Genomic DNA, 18,958 nt, shown 5'->3' with positions numbered 1-18,958 from the left:
AGAGTAAAGATGGTAGCTATCATTGGCGGCAACGGTCTCGGCACCCAGAACACCTCCAAAGCGGTGCTCGGTCAACAAGGTACTTTCGGAAACGCGGCCACCGGCAGCAACAAGGAAGGCGCCTACCTCAATGTCATGACTGGCAATCTGTCACTGCAGGACAGCGACGATTTCCTGGCCTCGCACGGCATCAACGTCGAACTCACACGGATGTACAACTCGCAGGGCTCGATCAGCAACGATTTCGGCGCCAGCGGGACCGGCGGCGGCAGCAGCTGGCAATACGGCATGAGCCGCAGAGTGTCCCTGCTCAATCCGACTATGGTGCCAAACGGAGCCGGCAGTGTGCTTACCCGTACTGCGGCGGACGGCACCGTCAGCACCTTCTCGCTCATTAGTACGGTCACACCACCCGTCTATCTGACACATGAGGGCGCAGGCGCCTACCAGCGCATTAGCTGGGTGGCCGCGACCAATGAATGGATATGCCGTGACGACAATGCCGTCGACAAGAATTTCTATGAGGTATACGACGGCGCTCACGGCGGGCGCCTGGTACGCACATTTGAACGCAGCGCCGCGGGCACCGAAATCGTGCGCCAGCGCTACCTCTACGACGACACAAACGGCGTCAACAAAGGACGGCTTATCCAGGTCACCGACGCGAGCGGTGCCCTCGCCATCGCCGACAGCAGCGCCGACTCCACCGGGCTGAAAAATGACCACGATGTCTATATCGCCAACGATCAAACCCATTTCGACTACGATCCGGCGACCGGCGACCTGCTGCAAATCCGCAGCGTGCTAGCCAACGGCTCGACCTTCATCCGCACCCGCTACGGCTACGACGATCAGCACCGGCTGACCAGCGTCACTGTGGATTTGACGCCGGAAAACGGCAGCATCGCCGACAAGAATGTCTATACCACCAGCTATGAATACGACCCGGTCAGCAAGGGCGTCTCCCGGGTCACGCAGTCCGACGGCAGCGACTTGCACTTCACCTATGCACTGGTCGGCGGCAACTACCGGGTGGACAGCTTCACGGATGCGTTGAATCGCCAGACCACCATCAACTACAAGGTCCCGAACAAGCCGGTGGTGACCGATCCGCTGGGCACCAGGACTACCTACACCTTCGATGCCGCAGGCAATCTGACCCAGATCGACGCGCTGCCGTCCGGCGCTCCCGTCCAGACTACCAAGCTCGTCTACGACGGCGATAACAACCTGAGCCAGATCACCTACCCGGACGGAGCGAACAAATGGTTCTTCTCCAATCAGCAGGGGAACTTCAAGGTGATCCTGGACCAGGCCGGCAACCAAATCTCGGACCTGTATGACAACAATATCAACAACGGCACCTATAACAAGCTGCTGAACCATGTCGAGTTCACCGGCAAGGATACCGATGGCATCGGCACCGCGGTGACAGCCAGCGGCCCGGCCACCACGCGCTATGTCTACGATGCTGCGGCCAAGGTGCACTACAAGCTGTCTCCGCAAGGCGGCGTCACCGAATACCTCTACTACGCCAACGGCGACCTGATGTCCGAGTTGCATTACAACGGCAGCCTGCTGACCTTGGGCACCGAGAACATGCCCGCTGGCGAGGCGGCCGTGACGGCAGCCCTGGCCGCAGCGGGCTTTGACAAGAGCAATATAAGCCGCATCGACTATGCCTACGACGCCCGCGGCTTGCTGGCCACGTCCACCCGCTACCCAACGGTCGACGGCAACCGCGCCGGCGTGGTCGACGGCACCGAGAGTATCAGCTACTACACTTACGACCAGGCAGGCCAGTTGCTGCTGACCAGGGACGGTCTCGGCAACGAGACCCGCTATACCTACGATGGTCTGGGACGACTGCTGACCCGCACCGACGCCAATAAGACCTTGTTCCAATCCATCTACGACGCAAAGTCCAATCTGACCGTCACCACCACCGTCAAAGACGGAGCGGCGCCGAGCAGCACGGCTAGCTACGTCCGCAACGGCGCCGGCCAGCTGCTGTCCGTGCAGCGGCAATCCGGTCCTCAAATCGGCACCACCACCTACACCTACGACGCCGCCGGCCAACTGCGCAGCAGCACCGATCCTGCTGGGACGAACACCTACTGGCTATACGACCTGCAGGGCCGCAAGGCCGCCCAGATCGAGCACAACGGCGTAATGACCGAGTACACGTATAACAAGCTGAACCTTCTTACCAAGACCACCCGCTATGCCACAGCGGTGAATACCGCCAGCCTCACCGACGCCCAAGGCAGGCCAGCCGACGTGACTGCGGCGAGTCTGCGCCCTGCCGCCAACGCCGCAGACCGTAGTACCTGGACCGATTACGATGCCATCGGCACCATCATCGCAACCGTGGATGCCAACGGCTACCTGACGCGCTACACGTACGACGGAATGCAGCACTTGACGCAAACCGTCGCCCGCACCAAGCCGCTCGACACGACCAAATTGGACGGCCTGGATATCGCCGCCGCCTATGCAGGCGAGGCCACCCCGGGCGAGGACCGCGTGAGCCGCGTGCTGTATCTGGGCGACCAGATGCTCGGCAAGCTCGACCCGCTGGGATTCCTGACCGAATACAAGTACGACGCCGCCGGCCGCCTGATCGACACCATCAGCTACGACACCGCCAGCCCCGCCGCGGCGCTGGCGGCCGGCGACCTGACGGCGCTGCGCCCTGCGCTCAATCCCGCGAGCGACCGCCACGAACGCAAGCTCTACAACGGCCGCGACCAGCTGATCGCCACCATCGACGCCGACAACTATGTGACCGAATTCCGCTACGACAGCGCGGGCAACCTGAGCTATCGCCGCGCCTACGCGACCGCCACCGCCGTACCGACCGGCAAGAACCTGGCCGCGCTGGGCCTGAAGACCAGCCCGCAGGACCAGTTCAGCAGCTACACCTACACCGCGCTCAACAAGCTCGACACCGAGACCTCGGCCACCGGCGCCTACACCAGGTACCGCTACGACGCCGACGGCAACGTCACCTCGGTCGAGCGCGGCAACGCCGGCCTGGCGGAAATGACCAGCGCCTCGCGCTACGACAACGCCGGCCACCTGGTCGGCCAACTCAACGACGAGGGCGTGGCCAGATTGACGGCGCTGGGCGCGGCGCCGTCCCCGGCCGCCGTGGCGGCGCTGTGGGCCACCTATGCCCAAACCTACAGCTACAACAGCATCGGCCAGCGGGTGGGCATGACCGACGTCGCCGGCAACCGCACGCTGTACTATTACGACGCCATGGGCCGCCTGACCCACACCGTCAATCCGCTGGGCGAGGTGCAGGAGCAGCGCTACGACAACTTCGGCCAGCTGGCCAAGACCATCCAGTACGGCAAGCGCCTGTCCGCCACGCTGCTGTCCAGACTGGCCGGCGGCAAAGCCGACATGCTGTTCGCCAACGCCATGCTGACGCTGGCAGACATCAGCCAGGACCGCCAGGCGGTGTTCTACTACGACGACGGCGGCCGCCTCAGCTACGCCATCGACGGCGCCGGCGGCGTCAAGGGCTACAGCTACAACGCCTTTGGCCAGGTGCAGACCAAGATGCTGTATGCCGGCGCGCTCAACGCCGCCGCGCTGGCGGCGCTGAGCGGCGGCGCCATCGACAACCAGCTGACGGGCCAGGGCGGCGCCGGCGACAGCGCGGCCAAGGCGCTCGACGCCATCATCGCCAGCACGGCCAACAGCCAGCGCAACGTCTTTTACTACGACGCCGCCGGCCACCTGACCTACAGCGTCGACGCGCTTGGCCAGGTCAGCGGCCATGTCTACAACAGCAACGGCAAACTCAGCTCGGACAGCGCCACCCAATACGCGCAACGCCTGGCGCCGGCCGGCCTGACCGGCGCGGCGGCGGAACTGAAAACCTTCATCACCGCCAACGCGACCAATGCCGGCAACAGCGTCCAGCTGTACACCTACAACCGGCGCGGCCTGGTCGCGGACGTGGCCGACGCCCTCACCGGCGGCAACCATACGCTCACCGGCTACGACGCCTTCGGCGGCGTGATCAAGAAGAACCAGCTGGGCAGCGCCAACAGCGTCACGCCCGCGCTCTTCCTCGACGTGACCGTGCAAACCTCCTACGACGCCAACGGCCGCGTGCGCGCCACGGTCGACGGCACCGGCGCCGTCACCGCCTACCAATACGACGGCAGCGGCCATGTGACCGACCAGGTCGCGTACGCCAACCTCCTAAGCGACTTCCGTACCACGACCGACGTCGGCGCCTCGATCGACGCCGCCCTGGCTGCGGGCAAGCTGAGCGATCCGACCCGCGACCGCCACCAGCGCTTCGTCTATATCAACGGCAAGCTGACGCTGTCGCTGAGCGCGCAACAGGTCAGCGCCACCATCAATGCCCAGGGCGCCACTGTCTACGCCAGCACCTGGTCCGTCAGCAAGCTGAGCTACGACAGCAACGGCCGCCAGGCCGGCAGCGCCGCCTATGCCAGCCTGATGAGCGTGGATGGCCGCGCACCCGACGATGCCAAGGCGCTGGCCTGGGCCGACGCCGCCGCCGCGCTCAACGCTGCCGCGCCGGACAATGCCGCCGTCGTCCACGACGCCGGCACGCGCATGGTCTACGATGGCGCCGGCCGCCTGATCGCCACCGCCACCGCCCAGCGCCACGAGGACGGCACCATCAAGTGGAGCGTGGTCAAGCAGGAATACGACAGCGCCGGCAACGTGCTGGCGCGCACCGCCTACGTCAACACCGTGCGCGGCATCGTTCCCACCGACGAGGCCATCCTGGCCGTCGCCGCGTCACCGGCCGACGCCATCACCCGCTACAACTACGACGCCCTGAACCGCGTGGTCATGAGCGCCACCGCGCAAGGCCCAGACAGCAATGCGGTCCAGCAATGGGCGCTGACCCGCCTGGCCTATGACTACGCCGGCAACCTGGTCAGCCGCATCCAGTACGCCACGCTGTTGCAAACCAATACGCCGCCCGCCGACTTGGGTGCCGCCGTCACGGCCAATGCCGCGCTGGACCGCGCCAGCTACTTCACCTACGATGCGCTGAACCGTCTCAGCCTCAGCATCGACGCCGCCGGCGCCGTCACCCAGCTGCAGTACGACGCCCAGGGCAATGTTGCCCAGCGTACGGCCTACGCCACGCTCGCCCCCCGTCCGTCCGAAACCAGCACCGCCAACTTCGGCCTGACGCCGCTGCCCGACGACCGCATCACCCGCACCGTCTACGACCTGCAGCACCGGCCGGTGTACCAGATCGATGCGCTGCGCCACGCGACCGAATATCGTTACGACGTCATCGGCAACAAGATCGCCAGCATCCGCTATGCCGCCGCGCTGCCCGACAGCGCCGCGCTGAGCACCGCCAGCACGCCGGCCGACCTGAGAAAGCTGCTGCCGTCCGCGCCGGGCGCGGCCGACCGCGCCGAGTACTACGGCTACGACCAGAACCAGCGCCTGCGCTCGACCATCGACGCCGGCGGCTATATGACCGAGCGGGTCTACAACACCCTCGGCCAGCTGAGCGAAATCCGGGCCTACCTGCAGCCGGCCCATTTCGCCGATCCGACCGCGACCGCCGCGGTGGCGGCCGAGCAACTGCGCCAGCTGCAGGCGGGATCGGCGACCCTCACCATCATGACGTACGACGCCAGCGGCAATCTGTCCAGCTCCGCCGACAGTACCGGCGCCACCGAGTACTACCGGTATGACGGCCTGGGCCGCAAGACCAGCTACACCAACAAGCTCGGCAGCACCTGGACCTACGAGTACGATGCCGCCGGCCATCTGGTGCTGGAGACCAGCCCGCCCGTGCCGAGCTACGCCGCCAACCTCAATCTGCCGATGGGCGGTTGGGGCGACGGCAATCTGCTGTCCCTGATGACGCGCATGGAATACGACGCGCTGGGCAACCTGACCAAGCGCACCGAGGGCGTCGGCAGCGGCGCCGAACGCGTCACCGAGTACCGCTACGACAACCTGGGGCGCCAGGTGCAAACGATACGTCCGCCGATCGATGTCTACGACGATGCGGCCGATCCCAAGCTGAGCGCCGGCGCCGGCGCGGCCGACGCCCATCTCCAGTCCAGCGGACTGCGCATCGTCACGGTCGGCTATAACGCCTTCGGCGACGCCGTGTCCAACCAGGACGTCGGCGGCAAACTGAGCTATAAGGTCTACGACAAGCGCGGCCAGGTCAGCTATGAAATCGACGCGCTCGGCTACGTGACCGGCTACGGCCGCGACATCTTCGGCAACGCCACTTGGCTGACCCGCTACAACCTCAAGCCGCAGCCGCTGGCCGGCGGCAAGACGCCGGCCCAGGTGGACGAGGCCACGTTCAGCGCCGCCGTCTTGCACGACTACGGCAGCGACCGCACCATCGGCACCAGCTACGACGCCCTGGACCGGGTGACCAAGGTGGTCGAGACGCTCACCGCGCTGTACGATCCGCACAGCACCGACGCCTCGCCCAAGCTGTACGCGGCCAAGACCACGGAAACCGTTTATACCGATTTCGGCGAGACGGCCGAGCAGTTCAGCTACGGCGCCGACCTCCAGGGCCGGCGCGTCACCGACGCCGCCGACACCCGCTACGCCTACGATGCGCTGGGCCGCAAGAGCCAGCAGCTGCAGCTGATCTCGGGCGCCCGCACGGCCAGCGGCAGCGCCTACCTGACCACCTACAGCTACGACTACGACGCCAGCAGCAACACCAGCAAGGTCACCCGGCTCGAGTTCTCCAAAGCGGTCGGCTGGAGCGGCCCTGGCCCGGTCGCCGCGCCGGCCGAGGCCGCCGGCGACTACAACCGCAAGACCGTGTCCGCCTACGACCGCAACCAGCGCCTGGTCAGCGAGACCCGCGTCCAGGCTTCCTTCATCCGCAACGGCGCAGCGGTCACCGACGACATCGTCACCAGCTACGGCTACGACCTGCTCGGCCGCCAGACCACGGTCACCGACGCGCTGGGCGGCACCAGCTACACCTACTTCGACGCGCTGGGGCATACCATCGGCGTGGCCAAGGTCCAGACCGGCAACAATGCCGAGATCGCCAAGGCGGAGTCGCCGCTGACCGAGTTCAAGCTCGACATCTTCGGCAACATCGTGCTGCGGGTCGACTACGCCAAGGGCGCGGCCGCAACGCCGGATGCCAGGACAGCGACGCCGGTCGACCGCAACGATGCCGACAACCGCGTCACCGCCATGGCCTACGACGTTGACGGCCGCGTCACCCAGATGCTGGACGCGGAACAGTTCGCCAAGGGCGCAGCCGGTTCGGTGGCGCGCACCGCCTACGACCGCTACGGCCGCGTCGCCAAGCAGTGGCGCACCGTCACCAGCGCAGGCGCCCAGCAGACGGCATTCCAGATCAAGCGCTACGACGACCTCGGGCGCCTCATCGAGGTCGAAACACCGGGCAACGAGAATCTGACCGACAGCAACAAGCCGGTTCTGCGCAACCACCAGACCAGCGTCTACAACGCCTTCGGCGAAGTGACGGCGACCTACGCCTACGCCTACAACGGCACCCTCGACGCGACCGCCGGCGTCCAGACCAGCTATACCCGCTACGACCAGGCCGGCCGGGCCTGGCTGAGCAACGCCGGCGACGGCATCGACCGCGTCACGCTGTTCGACGCCCAGGGCAACGCCACCGCGCAAGTGGTCAGCAGCGGCAGCGCGGAGCACGCGCTGCAAGGCTTGCTCAACAGCGACGGCCTGGACGGCATGCACAAGCTGCTGCGCACCGACCTGCGCTACGACATGCTCGGCCATCTGGTCGACCGCAGCACGCCGTACGACCTCGACGCCACGGCCGCCGCCAGCACCACCGTGCTGCAGATGAACGGCGACGCCTGGGAAACGGTCAAGCTGGCGTCCGACCAGCTGCTGGCCGGACAACGCATCGTCCTCGGCACCAGGGACGACGCCCAGCAAGCCTTCCTGATCAAGGTGCGCAAGCCAGGCGGCGACTGGACCGCACAAGCGAACCCGGTACAGCTGATCAACGGCCTGCCGACCTTCGACCCGTCGGTGGTCGGCGGCCCGTTCGAATACCAGGTCTTTATCCAAGGTCCCGCCGGCACGTTCCAGACCGGCGCCGGCAAGGTGACCATCGCCGGCACGCCGAGCATCGACCTGAACCGCAAGATCATCGGCATGTACCTGATGCTCATGAACCGCGCACCCGGCGCCAACGAGCTGAACCGGTTGATCGACCAGTACAACGCGGGCGCCGACCTGGCCGGCATCGCCCTCACGCTGCTGGGCACGGCCGACGGCCAGGCGCTGCTGCGCAACGGCAGCGCCGCCTTCCTGGCCAATTTGCACGACAACATCCTGGGCCTGGCGCCCGACCCCGACCAGGTGGAAGCCTGGCGGCAGCAGTTCGACCGCGCCGGCGACGACCATCGCGGCCAGGCGCTGGTCGACATCCTGAACGCCGGCAGCAGCCGGCTGGTGCGCCGTACCGCGGCGCTGTACAACTACCTGAGCGTCAACGGCGGCAGCAACAGCGCCACCGCCGCCAGCATCCTGTCGCACGCCGAGTACGTGACCGACGGCGCGATCGGCGAAGGCACGTCCGCCGCGACCATCGAACGCTACCAGGCCCAGATTGCCAAGCTCTATGTGACGATACTGGGGCGGGCGCCGGAACCGGCCGGCCTGAATTTCTGGGTCAACTCGCGCGTCGCCGGCAACAGCCTGGCGGCGATCGCCGATGCCTTCTTCAACGACGTCGAAGCCCGTCGGCTGTATCCGGCACCGGCCATCCCGCCGACCGGCGATGCGCAGGTGGCCGCCAACAAACAATTCATCGGCACCTTGTTCAGGAACCTGCTGCACCGCGAACCGCGCTCCTTCGAATTCGAGCGCAACTGCCTGCAGCTGGGCATAGGCCAAATCACCCGTGGCGGGCTGGCCAGCGCGCTGGCGGAAAACACCCTGGCCGACCCGCTCACCGCAGACGACCTGCAGGCGATCCGCGACAAGGTCGCGCTCAGCCTGGCCTACGTGGCTTTGCCACCGCCCGACGGCGACCTGATGACCAGGATCAGCATCTCGCGCTCCATCATCAGCGCCGTCAACGATGCCAAGGATCCGGCCCAGGCCATCGCTCAGGCGCTGACCCGCCTGCAAGACCAGGCCCAGGCCATCAAGGACACCCTGGCCAGTGCCCAGTTGGCGGCCGCCTCGACACCGCTGGAAGACCTGCGCCTGGGCCTGTCCCGCCTGTACGCGACGCTGCTGGGCCGCGCGCCCGACCACGACAGCTTCCAGGCCTGCCTGGCCAGGCTGACCGCCTCCCCGCCACTGTCGCTGGCGGACGTCGCCGCCACCATGCTGACCGGCGCGGAAGCGAGCGGCAATGCCGCGCTCTATCCCAAAGGCTTGTCGGACACCGACTTTGTCAACCGCCTCTACAGCGTCGGCTTCGGCGGCAGGCCGGACAAGATCGCGCTGCAGAACTGGCTCAATCAACTGGCCAATGGCGCCACGCGCGGCCAGGTGGCCGTCGCTGTGATCAAGGCGCTGGTTTCCGGCATCTACAGCGCCGGCGACAACACGCTGTCCCTGTTCAACAACCGCGCCGCGGTCGGGGTCAACGTTGCGCTCAACCTGGCCAGCAACAACCTGGCCGATGTCACCAAGATCTACAGCCTGGTGACCGCGACCGACGTCAGCGCCGCCATCAACTATGGGCTCAGCGTCACGACGGTGACCGCCGCGGCCGCATTGGCCGCCACGGCCCGCAATCTGACCGACGCTGCCGCCCTGAACACCGCCGCGATTGCCTCGCTGCAGGCCAGCACCGCCGCCGCCGGCGCCGCAGCCAGCGCCGCCAGCGCATCGGCCGCCAACGCGCTGGCCGGCGCGACGCTGCGCGCGGCGCGCATCTACGCCGCCTACCTCAACCTGGGCCGCAGCGGCTTCCCGGCGCCGCTGGACATGAACAAGGTGCTCACCCTGGCGCGCGCCATGGTGGCCGGCCTGAGCGATATCGGCGCGGTATCGAGCCTGCTGGCCTCGCCAGACGGCCAACTGCTCTACCCCACCGCCGACTTCAACTCCGCTGCTTTCGTCAACCGCATGTACCGCCAGGTGCTGGGCATCGAGCCGCCGGCCGCCAAGCTGGCCTACTGGTCCGGGCAAGTCTCGGCCGCGACCATGGACATCGAGTCGGTGTTGATGATCGCCGACATGTTGTACGGTGCCATCGACAACAACGATCCGCAGGCCGAGGCGGTCTGGACCGGCAGGATGGCGTTTGAAAAGGATCTCAACCAAGGGTTGACCAACATGGCCGCGCAGGCGCAGGCGGCCGAAGCCACGGCCACCCAGGCCAAGACCAGCTTCACCACGGCCGACGCCGCAGGCAAGAGCGCCATCGCCGACACCGCGGCGCAGGCCCTGCAAACCGCAATGAAAGGCCTGCCCTTCAACACCAGCGCTTTATTCGAAATCGCGCGCCTGTTTGTCGGCGTGCTCAACCGCGGGCCGGCCGCCGGCCAGAAGCCGATCGACGCCGCCGCCATGAACAACTACCTGCTGGCGCACTACCAGGGCACCAGCCTGTCCGACATCGCCGAGCAGATGCTCAACACGCCTGACGGCAAAGCCATGTATAGCGGCTTGTCCGACAGCGACTTCATCAATCAAATCTTCTTGCAAACGCTGGGGCGCCCGGTTGCCGCCACCGCGCCCTTCTGGCTTGACACTCTGGCCAGCTCCAGCCGCGGCAAGACGGCGGCCGCCATCATCGACAGCCTGATCGAGCACACCCAGCCGGTGGCGTCGGAATACACGAGCAAGGGCTGGTTTGATCAGAAAGTGGGAACCGCGCTGGCGCCGGTGGTCAACACTGCCGCGGCGGTGGCGACGGCCGCGCAAAAGAACGTCACCGACACCCTCAATCTGAAAAACACCGCCATCGACGTCGCGGCGCAAAAGGCCACCGCGCTCGACAACGCGAAAAATTCCCCGCAAGGCAACGATGCCGCGATCGCGGCCGCGCAGCAAGCCGCCGTGCCGGGGCAATACTACCTGCAAGCCCCGCCGTCGCTGGTGAGCCAGGTCATGGAGGTGCTGGTGGCGTTCAACCTGCCGACCGATCTGGCCTACGTCAATAGCCAGATCGCCAGCCTGGTGGCCGATCCCGCATATCTGAACAAGCTGGCCGCCCTGGGTGCCGGCGCCACCGCCAGTTCCCTGAGCGACCTTGGCGCCTATGTCAAAAGCTTGTTCAACACCATTCTGCGCCGCGACCCTGTGTCGAAAGGCTATAACTTCTGGCTAGCTGCATTTGCCGGCAACACCGACGCCGGCGCCGTCGCCTATCAATTCATGCTCGGATGCCGCGACGAGCTGTACCATCGTCCAGACGAAAATGTCGACCCCGCACTGGTGATGCGCAATGCCTTCGAGCAGGAACTGAGCGCGGCCACGGGCGCCAGCCAAACCAGGGCCCAAGCGCTGGTCGACAGCTACAATGCTGCCGTGCAGGCGGCCGCCGACGGGCGCACCCAGGCCATCGCGCAGGCCCAGCTGCAGTACGACAACGCCGTCGCCGACCGCGACAAGAAGACCGCAGACTGGGACGCAGCCGTCAGATTGGCGCCGATCGCGCAAGGCACGCTGGCCGCCGCCAACGCGGCCGTCACCGTGCTAGGCAAGGCCGCCACCGCCGATAACGCCAAGGCAGCGGCGCTGGCCGCCAGCGTGGCCTCGGCCGCCGCCGCCGCCTCGGTCGGCTTGGCGCCGACCGCGGTACTAGCGGATTTCAACACGGTGCTGGCCAACGCCACCGCCTTTAAGAACGCGCTGGCGCTGGAAGTGACGGAGTCCGCCAAGCTGGCCGATGTCGACACCGCCGGCCTGGGGGCCGTGCGCCTGGCGGTTCGCTATGGCGCAGCCACGCCGGCCACACAGCAAGCAATCCAGCTGACCCAGATGTACGTGGCGCTGTTCGCCCGCGCGCCCACACTGCTGGAATTCAACCAGGGCATGGCCTACTTCCAGAACGGCCGCAGCCTGGCCGACCAGGCTAACGTCCTGATCGCCGGCGCCCCCACCCTGTTCCCCGCACCCAGCCCGGCGAACAACGACGCCTACGTGAGCAAACTGTTCACCAACGCCGCCGGCCACGCGCCGGCGGCCGCCACGCTGCGTCGGTGGAGCGACCAACTGAGCGCCGCCAGCGGCATGAGCAAGGGCAAGCTGCTGAGCGACCTGCTGGCCGAGTGGAACCGCAACTCCGGCAGCACCGACGCCTTGGCACTGGACAACAAGATCGGGCCGATGCTCACCGCGCTGAACACGGCGGCCAGCGCCGCCAGCGCCACACCGAACGTCGCCGACTTTTTGACGGCCAACGCCGCCGCCAGCCGCGACGCCGCCGCACTGGCCGACGCCAGCGCCGTGGCCGCGCTAACGCCGGACGCCGTCTCGCTGCGCGACATCGTCCAGCTGTACGTGATCCTGCTGGGACACGCACCGGACACCCCGACGCTCATGGATAACCTGGCCTCGCGCAAGAGCGGCACCCCGCTGCTGAATATCGCAAAAACGCTGCTGGCGCTGCCGGAGGCGCAGAACCGCTTCCCGTCCACGCTGACCAACGCCGACTACGTCAAAGCCCTGTTCCAGACCGGCCTGGGCCGCGCAGCCGACGCCGCCGAGGTGACCGCCTGGAGCGGCAAGCTCACCGCCGATCCGGCCACCCGCGCCCAGTTGGCCATTAGCCTGGTCGCCGACCTGTACGCCTATGCCGGCATCGACGGCGTCAAGCTCAGCGGAAAGACCGCCTTCATGGGGCGCGTCAGCGAAGCGCTGGCCCATCCCGGCAGCGACGCGCAGGCGGCCAACAGCGCAGCGCAGACCCTGCAGGCGATGCAGCAGCAGGCCGTCTTCACCGACTATGCGCCGGTGGCCGCGATCGCCCTGACCAAGGAGACCAACCTGACGCCGGTGCGCTTCGCCGCCACCGAGCACCTGACGGTCGACCGCTGGGGCAACGTGCTCAGCATCGCCGACGCGCGCAACCCCAACTACAAGGTCAGCTACACCTACAACTACGACAACCAGCAACTGAGCCAGACCCTCAACGCGCTGGCCGGCAGCGCCGCGCCGGCCAACAGCACCGGCTACGACGCGCTGGGCCGCCAGGTGCGCGCGGCCGATTTCGTCGGCAACGCCAAGGGCCAGTTCAGCCGCCTGGCCTACGACAGCAACGGCAAGGTGGTCGCGGAAACCCACGCCGACGGCGGCAAGGTCAGCTACACCTACAACCTGTTCGGCGACCGCACGGCGATTGTCACCCAACGCGGCAAGGGTGCGGATGGCGCGCAGCAAACCGACCTGCAGACCAATTATCGGTTCGACCACCTGGGCCACTTGACCAGTACCCGGACGGCAGGAGCGGTCGACGTCTGGGTCGGCTACGACCAGGGCTCGGCAATGCAGGTGAGCTACAAAGGCCTCCACCAGCTGGAAGAACACTACGAGTACGACGAGCTGGGTCGCAAGACGCGCGGCATCGATGCGGCAGGCGTGAGCACCTACAGTGAGTACGATCTGGATGGCAACGTCATCTCGACCATGTTGCAGGGGGGACTGTACCGTGCCCGCACCGCCTATGACGCCTTCCACCACCGTATCGCCACGCTCGACGCCCTGGACCACGAGCTGCGATGGGACGTGGACAGTTTCGGCCGGATCCGCAAGCTTACCGACTACAGCTATACCGACAGCACGTACAAATACGACGGCGCAGGCCACCTCACGCAGACCAGCGTCAAGGGCAGCACACTCACGCAGACCTACGCCAACGGCCTGCTGGTACGCGTCGACAATAGCGAAAGCGGTTTAAGCACCAGCTACACCTACGACGCCGTCGGCAACCGGCTGACCGAGAAGCAGTCCTATGGCACCGGCAATCCCAATGCGCCGGCACGCGTGCAGAACAACCGCCTCACCTACGACATGCAGAACCGCCTGAAGGTGGTGGAGGACGATCTGTATCAACTGGACTATGCCTACGACGACAACGGCAACCGCACCCGGATCACCACGACCATCAACCAGGTTATAAAATCCGACAAGTACAACGCCTACGACGAGATGAACCGTCAGATCGTGGTCAACGCCGACTCCTGGGACGCGGTGAACAAGGTCGCGGGGCTGGGCCAGACCGGCCATGAGATCAAGTACGACATGGCCGGCAACCGCATCAGCGACAGCTATATCGGCGTCTTCATCAACAAAGAAGACCTGTCCACCGAGGCCGGTAAAAAGACCACCGAAACGTATGCCTACGACGACGTCGGCCGCCTGCAATACGGCGCCCGCGACGGCGTGCGCTTCGACACCCGCCGCTACGACGAGGGGGGCCGGCTCTACCTGGCGGGCATGCTGAGGCAGGACGGCGCCAATGCCTCCCTGGTGGCCGCCGCCACCGCGGCCGGCATCGCCACCCAGGAACGCACCTACACCTACGATATCGGCGGACACGTCCTGCACCAGTGCGACGAAAACTTCGACAAGGTGTCTCAGGACATCTACTTCCACGACGACACGCCCAATAATATTTATGGCGGCTATGACGACATGGGTAACATGTACGGTTATACCGTCACGACACGGGGTTACGATAAAGACGACTACGGCCACTACAAAGTCGAATACGAATGGACCAATGCCGCACGCGAGCACATCGTCACGCAATCCACCAACCCTGCCGGCCGCTCGGAAAGCAAATACGACAACTTCGGCAACCGGATCAGTGTGGAAGGCAGCGAAGCTGCGCTGAATAAAAAATTCTGGTACGACGCCGACGGCCACGTGCAAAGCAGGCAGACCGACAAGGACACGACCTTCTCGTTGATCGTCAACGGCCAGGTGCTGGGCGAGGAAAACGCGCAGGACGACAACATCCTTGGCTCGACCTACCAGCCGCTCAGCGCCCCGGCGCTGACGGCCCCGCCAAGCGCCTACAGCGTGCAGAGCAACTCCGAGACGCTGCAAAGCATCGCCCAGTCGATCTGGGGCGATGCCAAGCTGTGGTATCTGATCGCCGACGCCAATAACAAGAGCGCCGGGCAGGCCCTGAAGGCCGGCGAGATCCTGCGCATCCCGACCCGCGTCAACACGGTGCACAACGACTACGCGACCTTCAAGCCGTACAACGCCTCCGACGCCATCGGCAACACGGCGCCGGCGCTGCCGCCGCCCAGCCATGGGGGCGGCTGTGGCGGCGTGGGACAACTGATCATGGTGGCGGTCGCGGTCGCGGTGACGATCTACACCGCCGGAGCCATGTCGGGCGTGACCGGCGGCTTCCTCAACACGATGGCGGCCGGCGCATCGGCCCTGACCGGAGGAGGAGCCGTGATCGGCAGCACCATGATAGAAACAGCCGGCTTCGTCGGCGGCGCGATCGCCGGCGCAGTCGGCTCGATCGCCAGCCAGGTAGTGGGCAACGCCATCGGCGCCCAAGACGGCTTCAGCTGGAAAGGCGTGGCGCTGAGCGCGATCGGGGCAGGCGCCTCGGCCGGCATCGGCGGCCTGGCCAACGGAGGCGCATTTGGCTCAGCGCTCACAGATGCAAGCTCCTTACCCAGCCTGGCCGCGCGCGCCGCGCTCTCCAATGTCGTCACACAGGGCATTGGCATAGCCACCGGCTTGCAGAACGGCTTCAGCTGGAGCAACGTGGCAGCCTCCGCCGCCGGTGCCGCTGCCGGCGCGGCAGCCGGCACCGCGTTCGGCGACGCGCTGGCCGACAAAGGCGTGCTGTCCATGATCTTCGGCCAGACCAACGACTTGGCCGTGCGCACCCTCAGCGGCTTCGCAGCCGGCGCGACCACCTCGATTCTGCGCGGTGGTAAGATCAACGTGGCGCAAATTGCTACAGATGCGTTCGGCAATGCGCTGGGCAGCAGCCTGGCTTCGCGCAGCAGCGGCACGCCGGACTTGAGCGCCGACGAATGGAGCAAGCTTAAGCAAGACAGCTTCTCTGGCCCTCGACTGGCATCCATGCTCGGTGGAGAGCCAAATACACAGGGCGACGTAGCAACGCTCGGCGACATGACTTATGCCTCGGCAAGAGCAGCCGAGCGATCTGCGTATGTCGCTACGGTTATCGGCGCTTCGGACATTGACGACGGTATCCCGCGCGTAATCATCCCTCGGCCAGGACCAAGCTGGATACAACGGAATATTCTCACTCCTGCAGGACAGTTGATCTCCCAGGTTGGAGACGTTCTTTCAGATGCTGGACAGGGTCTTTTGAGCTGGGCGAACGATACATTTGTTAGACCAAGCGGTTCAACAGATGAAATGCCATGGTATGGCTCATATAGCCGGCCATCAGCGGCTGACGTCGACGCTACTCAACGGGCAGTCAACTCATACAACTCATATCGTCCATCCGGCCCAGCTTTTGTAGCGGTCGATCCAGCACGAGAAGCCAGCGCTCGAGCACAAGCACAGAGAAATGGCAATAATCTCGCTATGGGGTATGGTGGCGCTTTTGTCGCTGTACCTATGCTAATGGCTAGGGGCGCAGGGTTCAATGAGAACAAGGTCAGTGATGCCGGCGTGCTGGGATGGGCGGGCATGGAACTCTTTGGAGCCAGAGGTGGTGGTCCACGCCCACCTGCATTCCCGATTTCCGTAGGAACAAGAATTGGCAATACGTCGCTTGACGTTAATGCATTCCGTTCAACGGGACCAACCACATCGAATAGAATACCGATAACTGGTGATCCTGACTTTTTGGGGCCTGTGCAGCCATCCAGCATTTCGCAGCAGGCTTACGCTGCACTTAGGAGGCAAACTCCAACACAAGAAATTCGGGATATGGTCAATCCAGGTAAAGGACCATTTTTTGATCCGGTATATGGGTATCAGGTTAATCGTCTTCAAGCCGACCATATTGTACCGATGAAGATTATCACCGAGATGCCAAACTTTGATATTCTGAGTCCAGCAGGTCAACTTAGTGTATTGAATAATCCTGATAACTTCATGGGTCTTGGAGGCCGTACTAACGCCTCGAAAGGGGCTTTAATGTGGTCAGAGTGGAAGGGGCATTCTGAGCTCGGCCCTGTGCCTACAGAACTCCAACAACAAATGATTGACAGGCAAAATCAGCTAAGGTCTATCTTGCAGCAACAAATTAACAATGGGGTTAGAAATGGAATGTAGTAAGCGCCAAATAGGTCGATGGACCTTTAAAGTTTTCCATTTAGCAGGTATGGAGCGTCAAGCCGATTGGTTGCTATCGTACTTTGAGAAAATGCGCCAAGAAGGCTTTTCTTTTTCAGATCGAATGAGGATAAGGCTAGGCTGGTCAGTCTTAGAGTTGCGAATTGAAGATGAGAATACGTTTGTGGTGTACGAACCGGACTTTTCAAGCGATCCTCATAGCAATGTTCGCCCTGATATAAGTGTAACGCTGCAGGTCCATGCTTCGCAGATCGCTCTTGTGGGGCAGCTTGGCATTTCGCCATTGGAGGTTTCGTTTCAGGATAAGATCATCTTCGCCAAAGGCTGCATGGATGCTAAAAAGATTTACCTAGAACGAATTCCACCGCAGCCGGATAAAGGCGACTCTGGATGGTTTATTGGGTTTGTTGAGGGAAACAATGATCGAGAGAATTTGCAATTCGGATTTGTGCATCAACTTTTAAATTTACGGCCCATGCTGCTTCAATTCCTGATGCTACCTTCAGGATACATGGTGGTCTTGGATGAGGACAGAGTTGAGGCTATCCTAGACCAAGAGGGGAAAACAGTCGCGTAGCTACAGATGCGTTCGGCAATGCGCTGGGCAGCAGCCCGGCGTACAGCAGCAGCGGAACTCCTGACTGCCCTGTCCACTGTCCACAACATCACCAGCGTAGCGTTATCCGTATAAAAAAACGGTACAAACGCTCCGCCACGACCTCCCGAGTAATGATTTTAACAATATAAACCGTTTACATTTTTCTCAACCGCTCAAAAATTATGCACGGGTTTTTCATAAGGCGAGTTCAGTCGTGGACAGTCCTGGTTGTCCATGCGCTCGCCTTTTTTGCGCTCAGTGCAGCCGCTAATGTTCGATCCGGACTCCCCTAAGCAAACCGTTCCAGCCCTCATACCACCGCGCCACCCTGGGTGCCGTCGTATAAGGATCGATGCCACGCCAGGGAGGGCTCAGTGGTTTCCGATCGCAGGTAGCGTCGGACGGTATTGCGAGAGATATCCAGTCGCCTGGCGATTTCTCGAATTGGGATCTGGTCACGAAGTTCCCAGCGTCGAATGATACCGAGTAAAGCCACGTTGATCACTCCGAACTCCTGCCGATGAGACAGGTGGAATTGTGCTACTAACGTGGGTCAGATTCCGTTGCAAATTCTTGGGGAAGATGGGTGAATTTTCAGTGCAACTCAACACAAACAATCATCTCTCCGACAAAGCGCCACCATCACGCGCACCATCAAATTGCGCTGCTTGTCGTTGCGCGCGTCTGCCAGACAACGCGCGCCCAAAAAGAAAAAGCCCCTGAAAATGAACTGAACCCCTAAAGTTGGACGCCAACTTTAGGGGTTTTTCATTGGCGAAGTACACGACGCAATTCAAGCTGGAGGTAGTTCAGCGATACTTGGCCGGCACTGCCGGTTTCAAATCATTAGGACGGCTGTACAGTTTGGACTACGCAATGGTCAAGCGATGGGTGTACTTGTATCAGGGCCATGGCGAAGCTGGGCTGGTGAAAAAATTCACGGCCTATAGCGCGGAACAGAAGCTAGCGATTCTGCAGCATATGTGGAGCAAAGAGCTTTCATATAGCCAGACAGCGGCCCTGTTTAACATCCGTAGCCCGACAAGCATTCCTTCCTGGGAGCGCTGTTATCATATCGGGGGTCTAGATGCCCTGATGCCACGACCGCGTGGTAGACCTAAGAAA

3 protein-coding genes and 1 pseudogene are annotated in these 18,958 nt (G+C 63.8%); 3 read left to right on the top strand and 1 reads right to left on the bottom strand.

The window, feature by feature from the left end:
- Window positions 1-9: 9 nt before the first annotated feature.
- Complete coding sequence (locus AC07WS_RS10215) at window positions 10-17,214, top strand: DUF4214 domain-containing protein (protein WP_494728945.1); 17,205 nt, start codon at window positions 10-12, stop codon at window positions 17,212-17,214.
- Window positions 17,204-17,812: an immunity protein Imm33 domain-containing protein gene (locus tag AC07WS_RS10210; protein WP_494728944.1), complete on the top strand. Its 609-nt coding sequence runs from the start codon at window positions 17,204-17,206 to the stop codon at window positions 17,810-17,812. The genes AC07WS_RS10215 and AC07WS_RS10210 overlap by 11 nt, the downstream gene beginning before the upstream one ends.
- Window positions 17,813-18,200: 388 nt before the next feature.
- Here the strand turns inward: AC07WS_RS10210 and AC07WS_RS10205 are convergent.
- Window positions 18,201-18,338: pseudogene (locus tag AC07WS_RS10205) on the bottom strand (helix-turn-helix domain-containing protein); the annotation flags it as partial.
- 266 nt (window positions 18,339-18,604) lie between these two features.
- Here AC07WS_RS10205 and AC07WS_RS10200 point away from each other — a divergent pair.
- A partial coding sequence (locus AC07WS_RS10200; protein ID WP_494728943.1) for a transposase occupies window positions 18,605-18,958 on the top strand: 354 nt, incomplete at its 3' end.

This window comes from Duganella sp. GW821-FHT01E12, assembly GCF_059422325.1.
Note: the sequence above shows the minus strand (reverse complement) of the source record. Positions and strands in the feature narration are given on the sequence as shown.

What these genes read in the sequence shown, in the direction of transcription:
- AC07WS_RS10215 (WP_494728945.1), top strand. Translation starts at nt 10, where the DNA reads ATGGTAGCTATCATTGGCGGCAACGGTCTCGGCACCCAGAACACCTCC.
- AC07WS_RS10210 (WP_494728944.1), top strand. Translation starts at nt 17,204, where the DNA reads ATGGAATGTAGTAAGCGCCAAATAGGTCGATGGACCTTTAAAGTTTTC.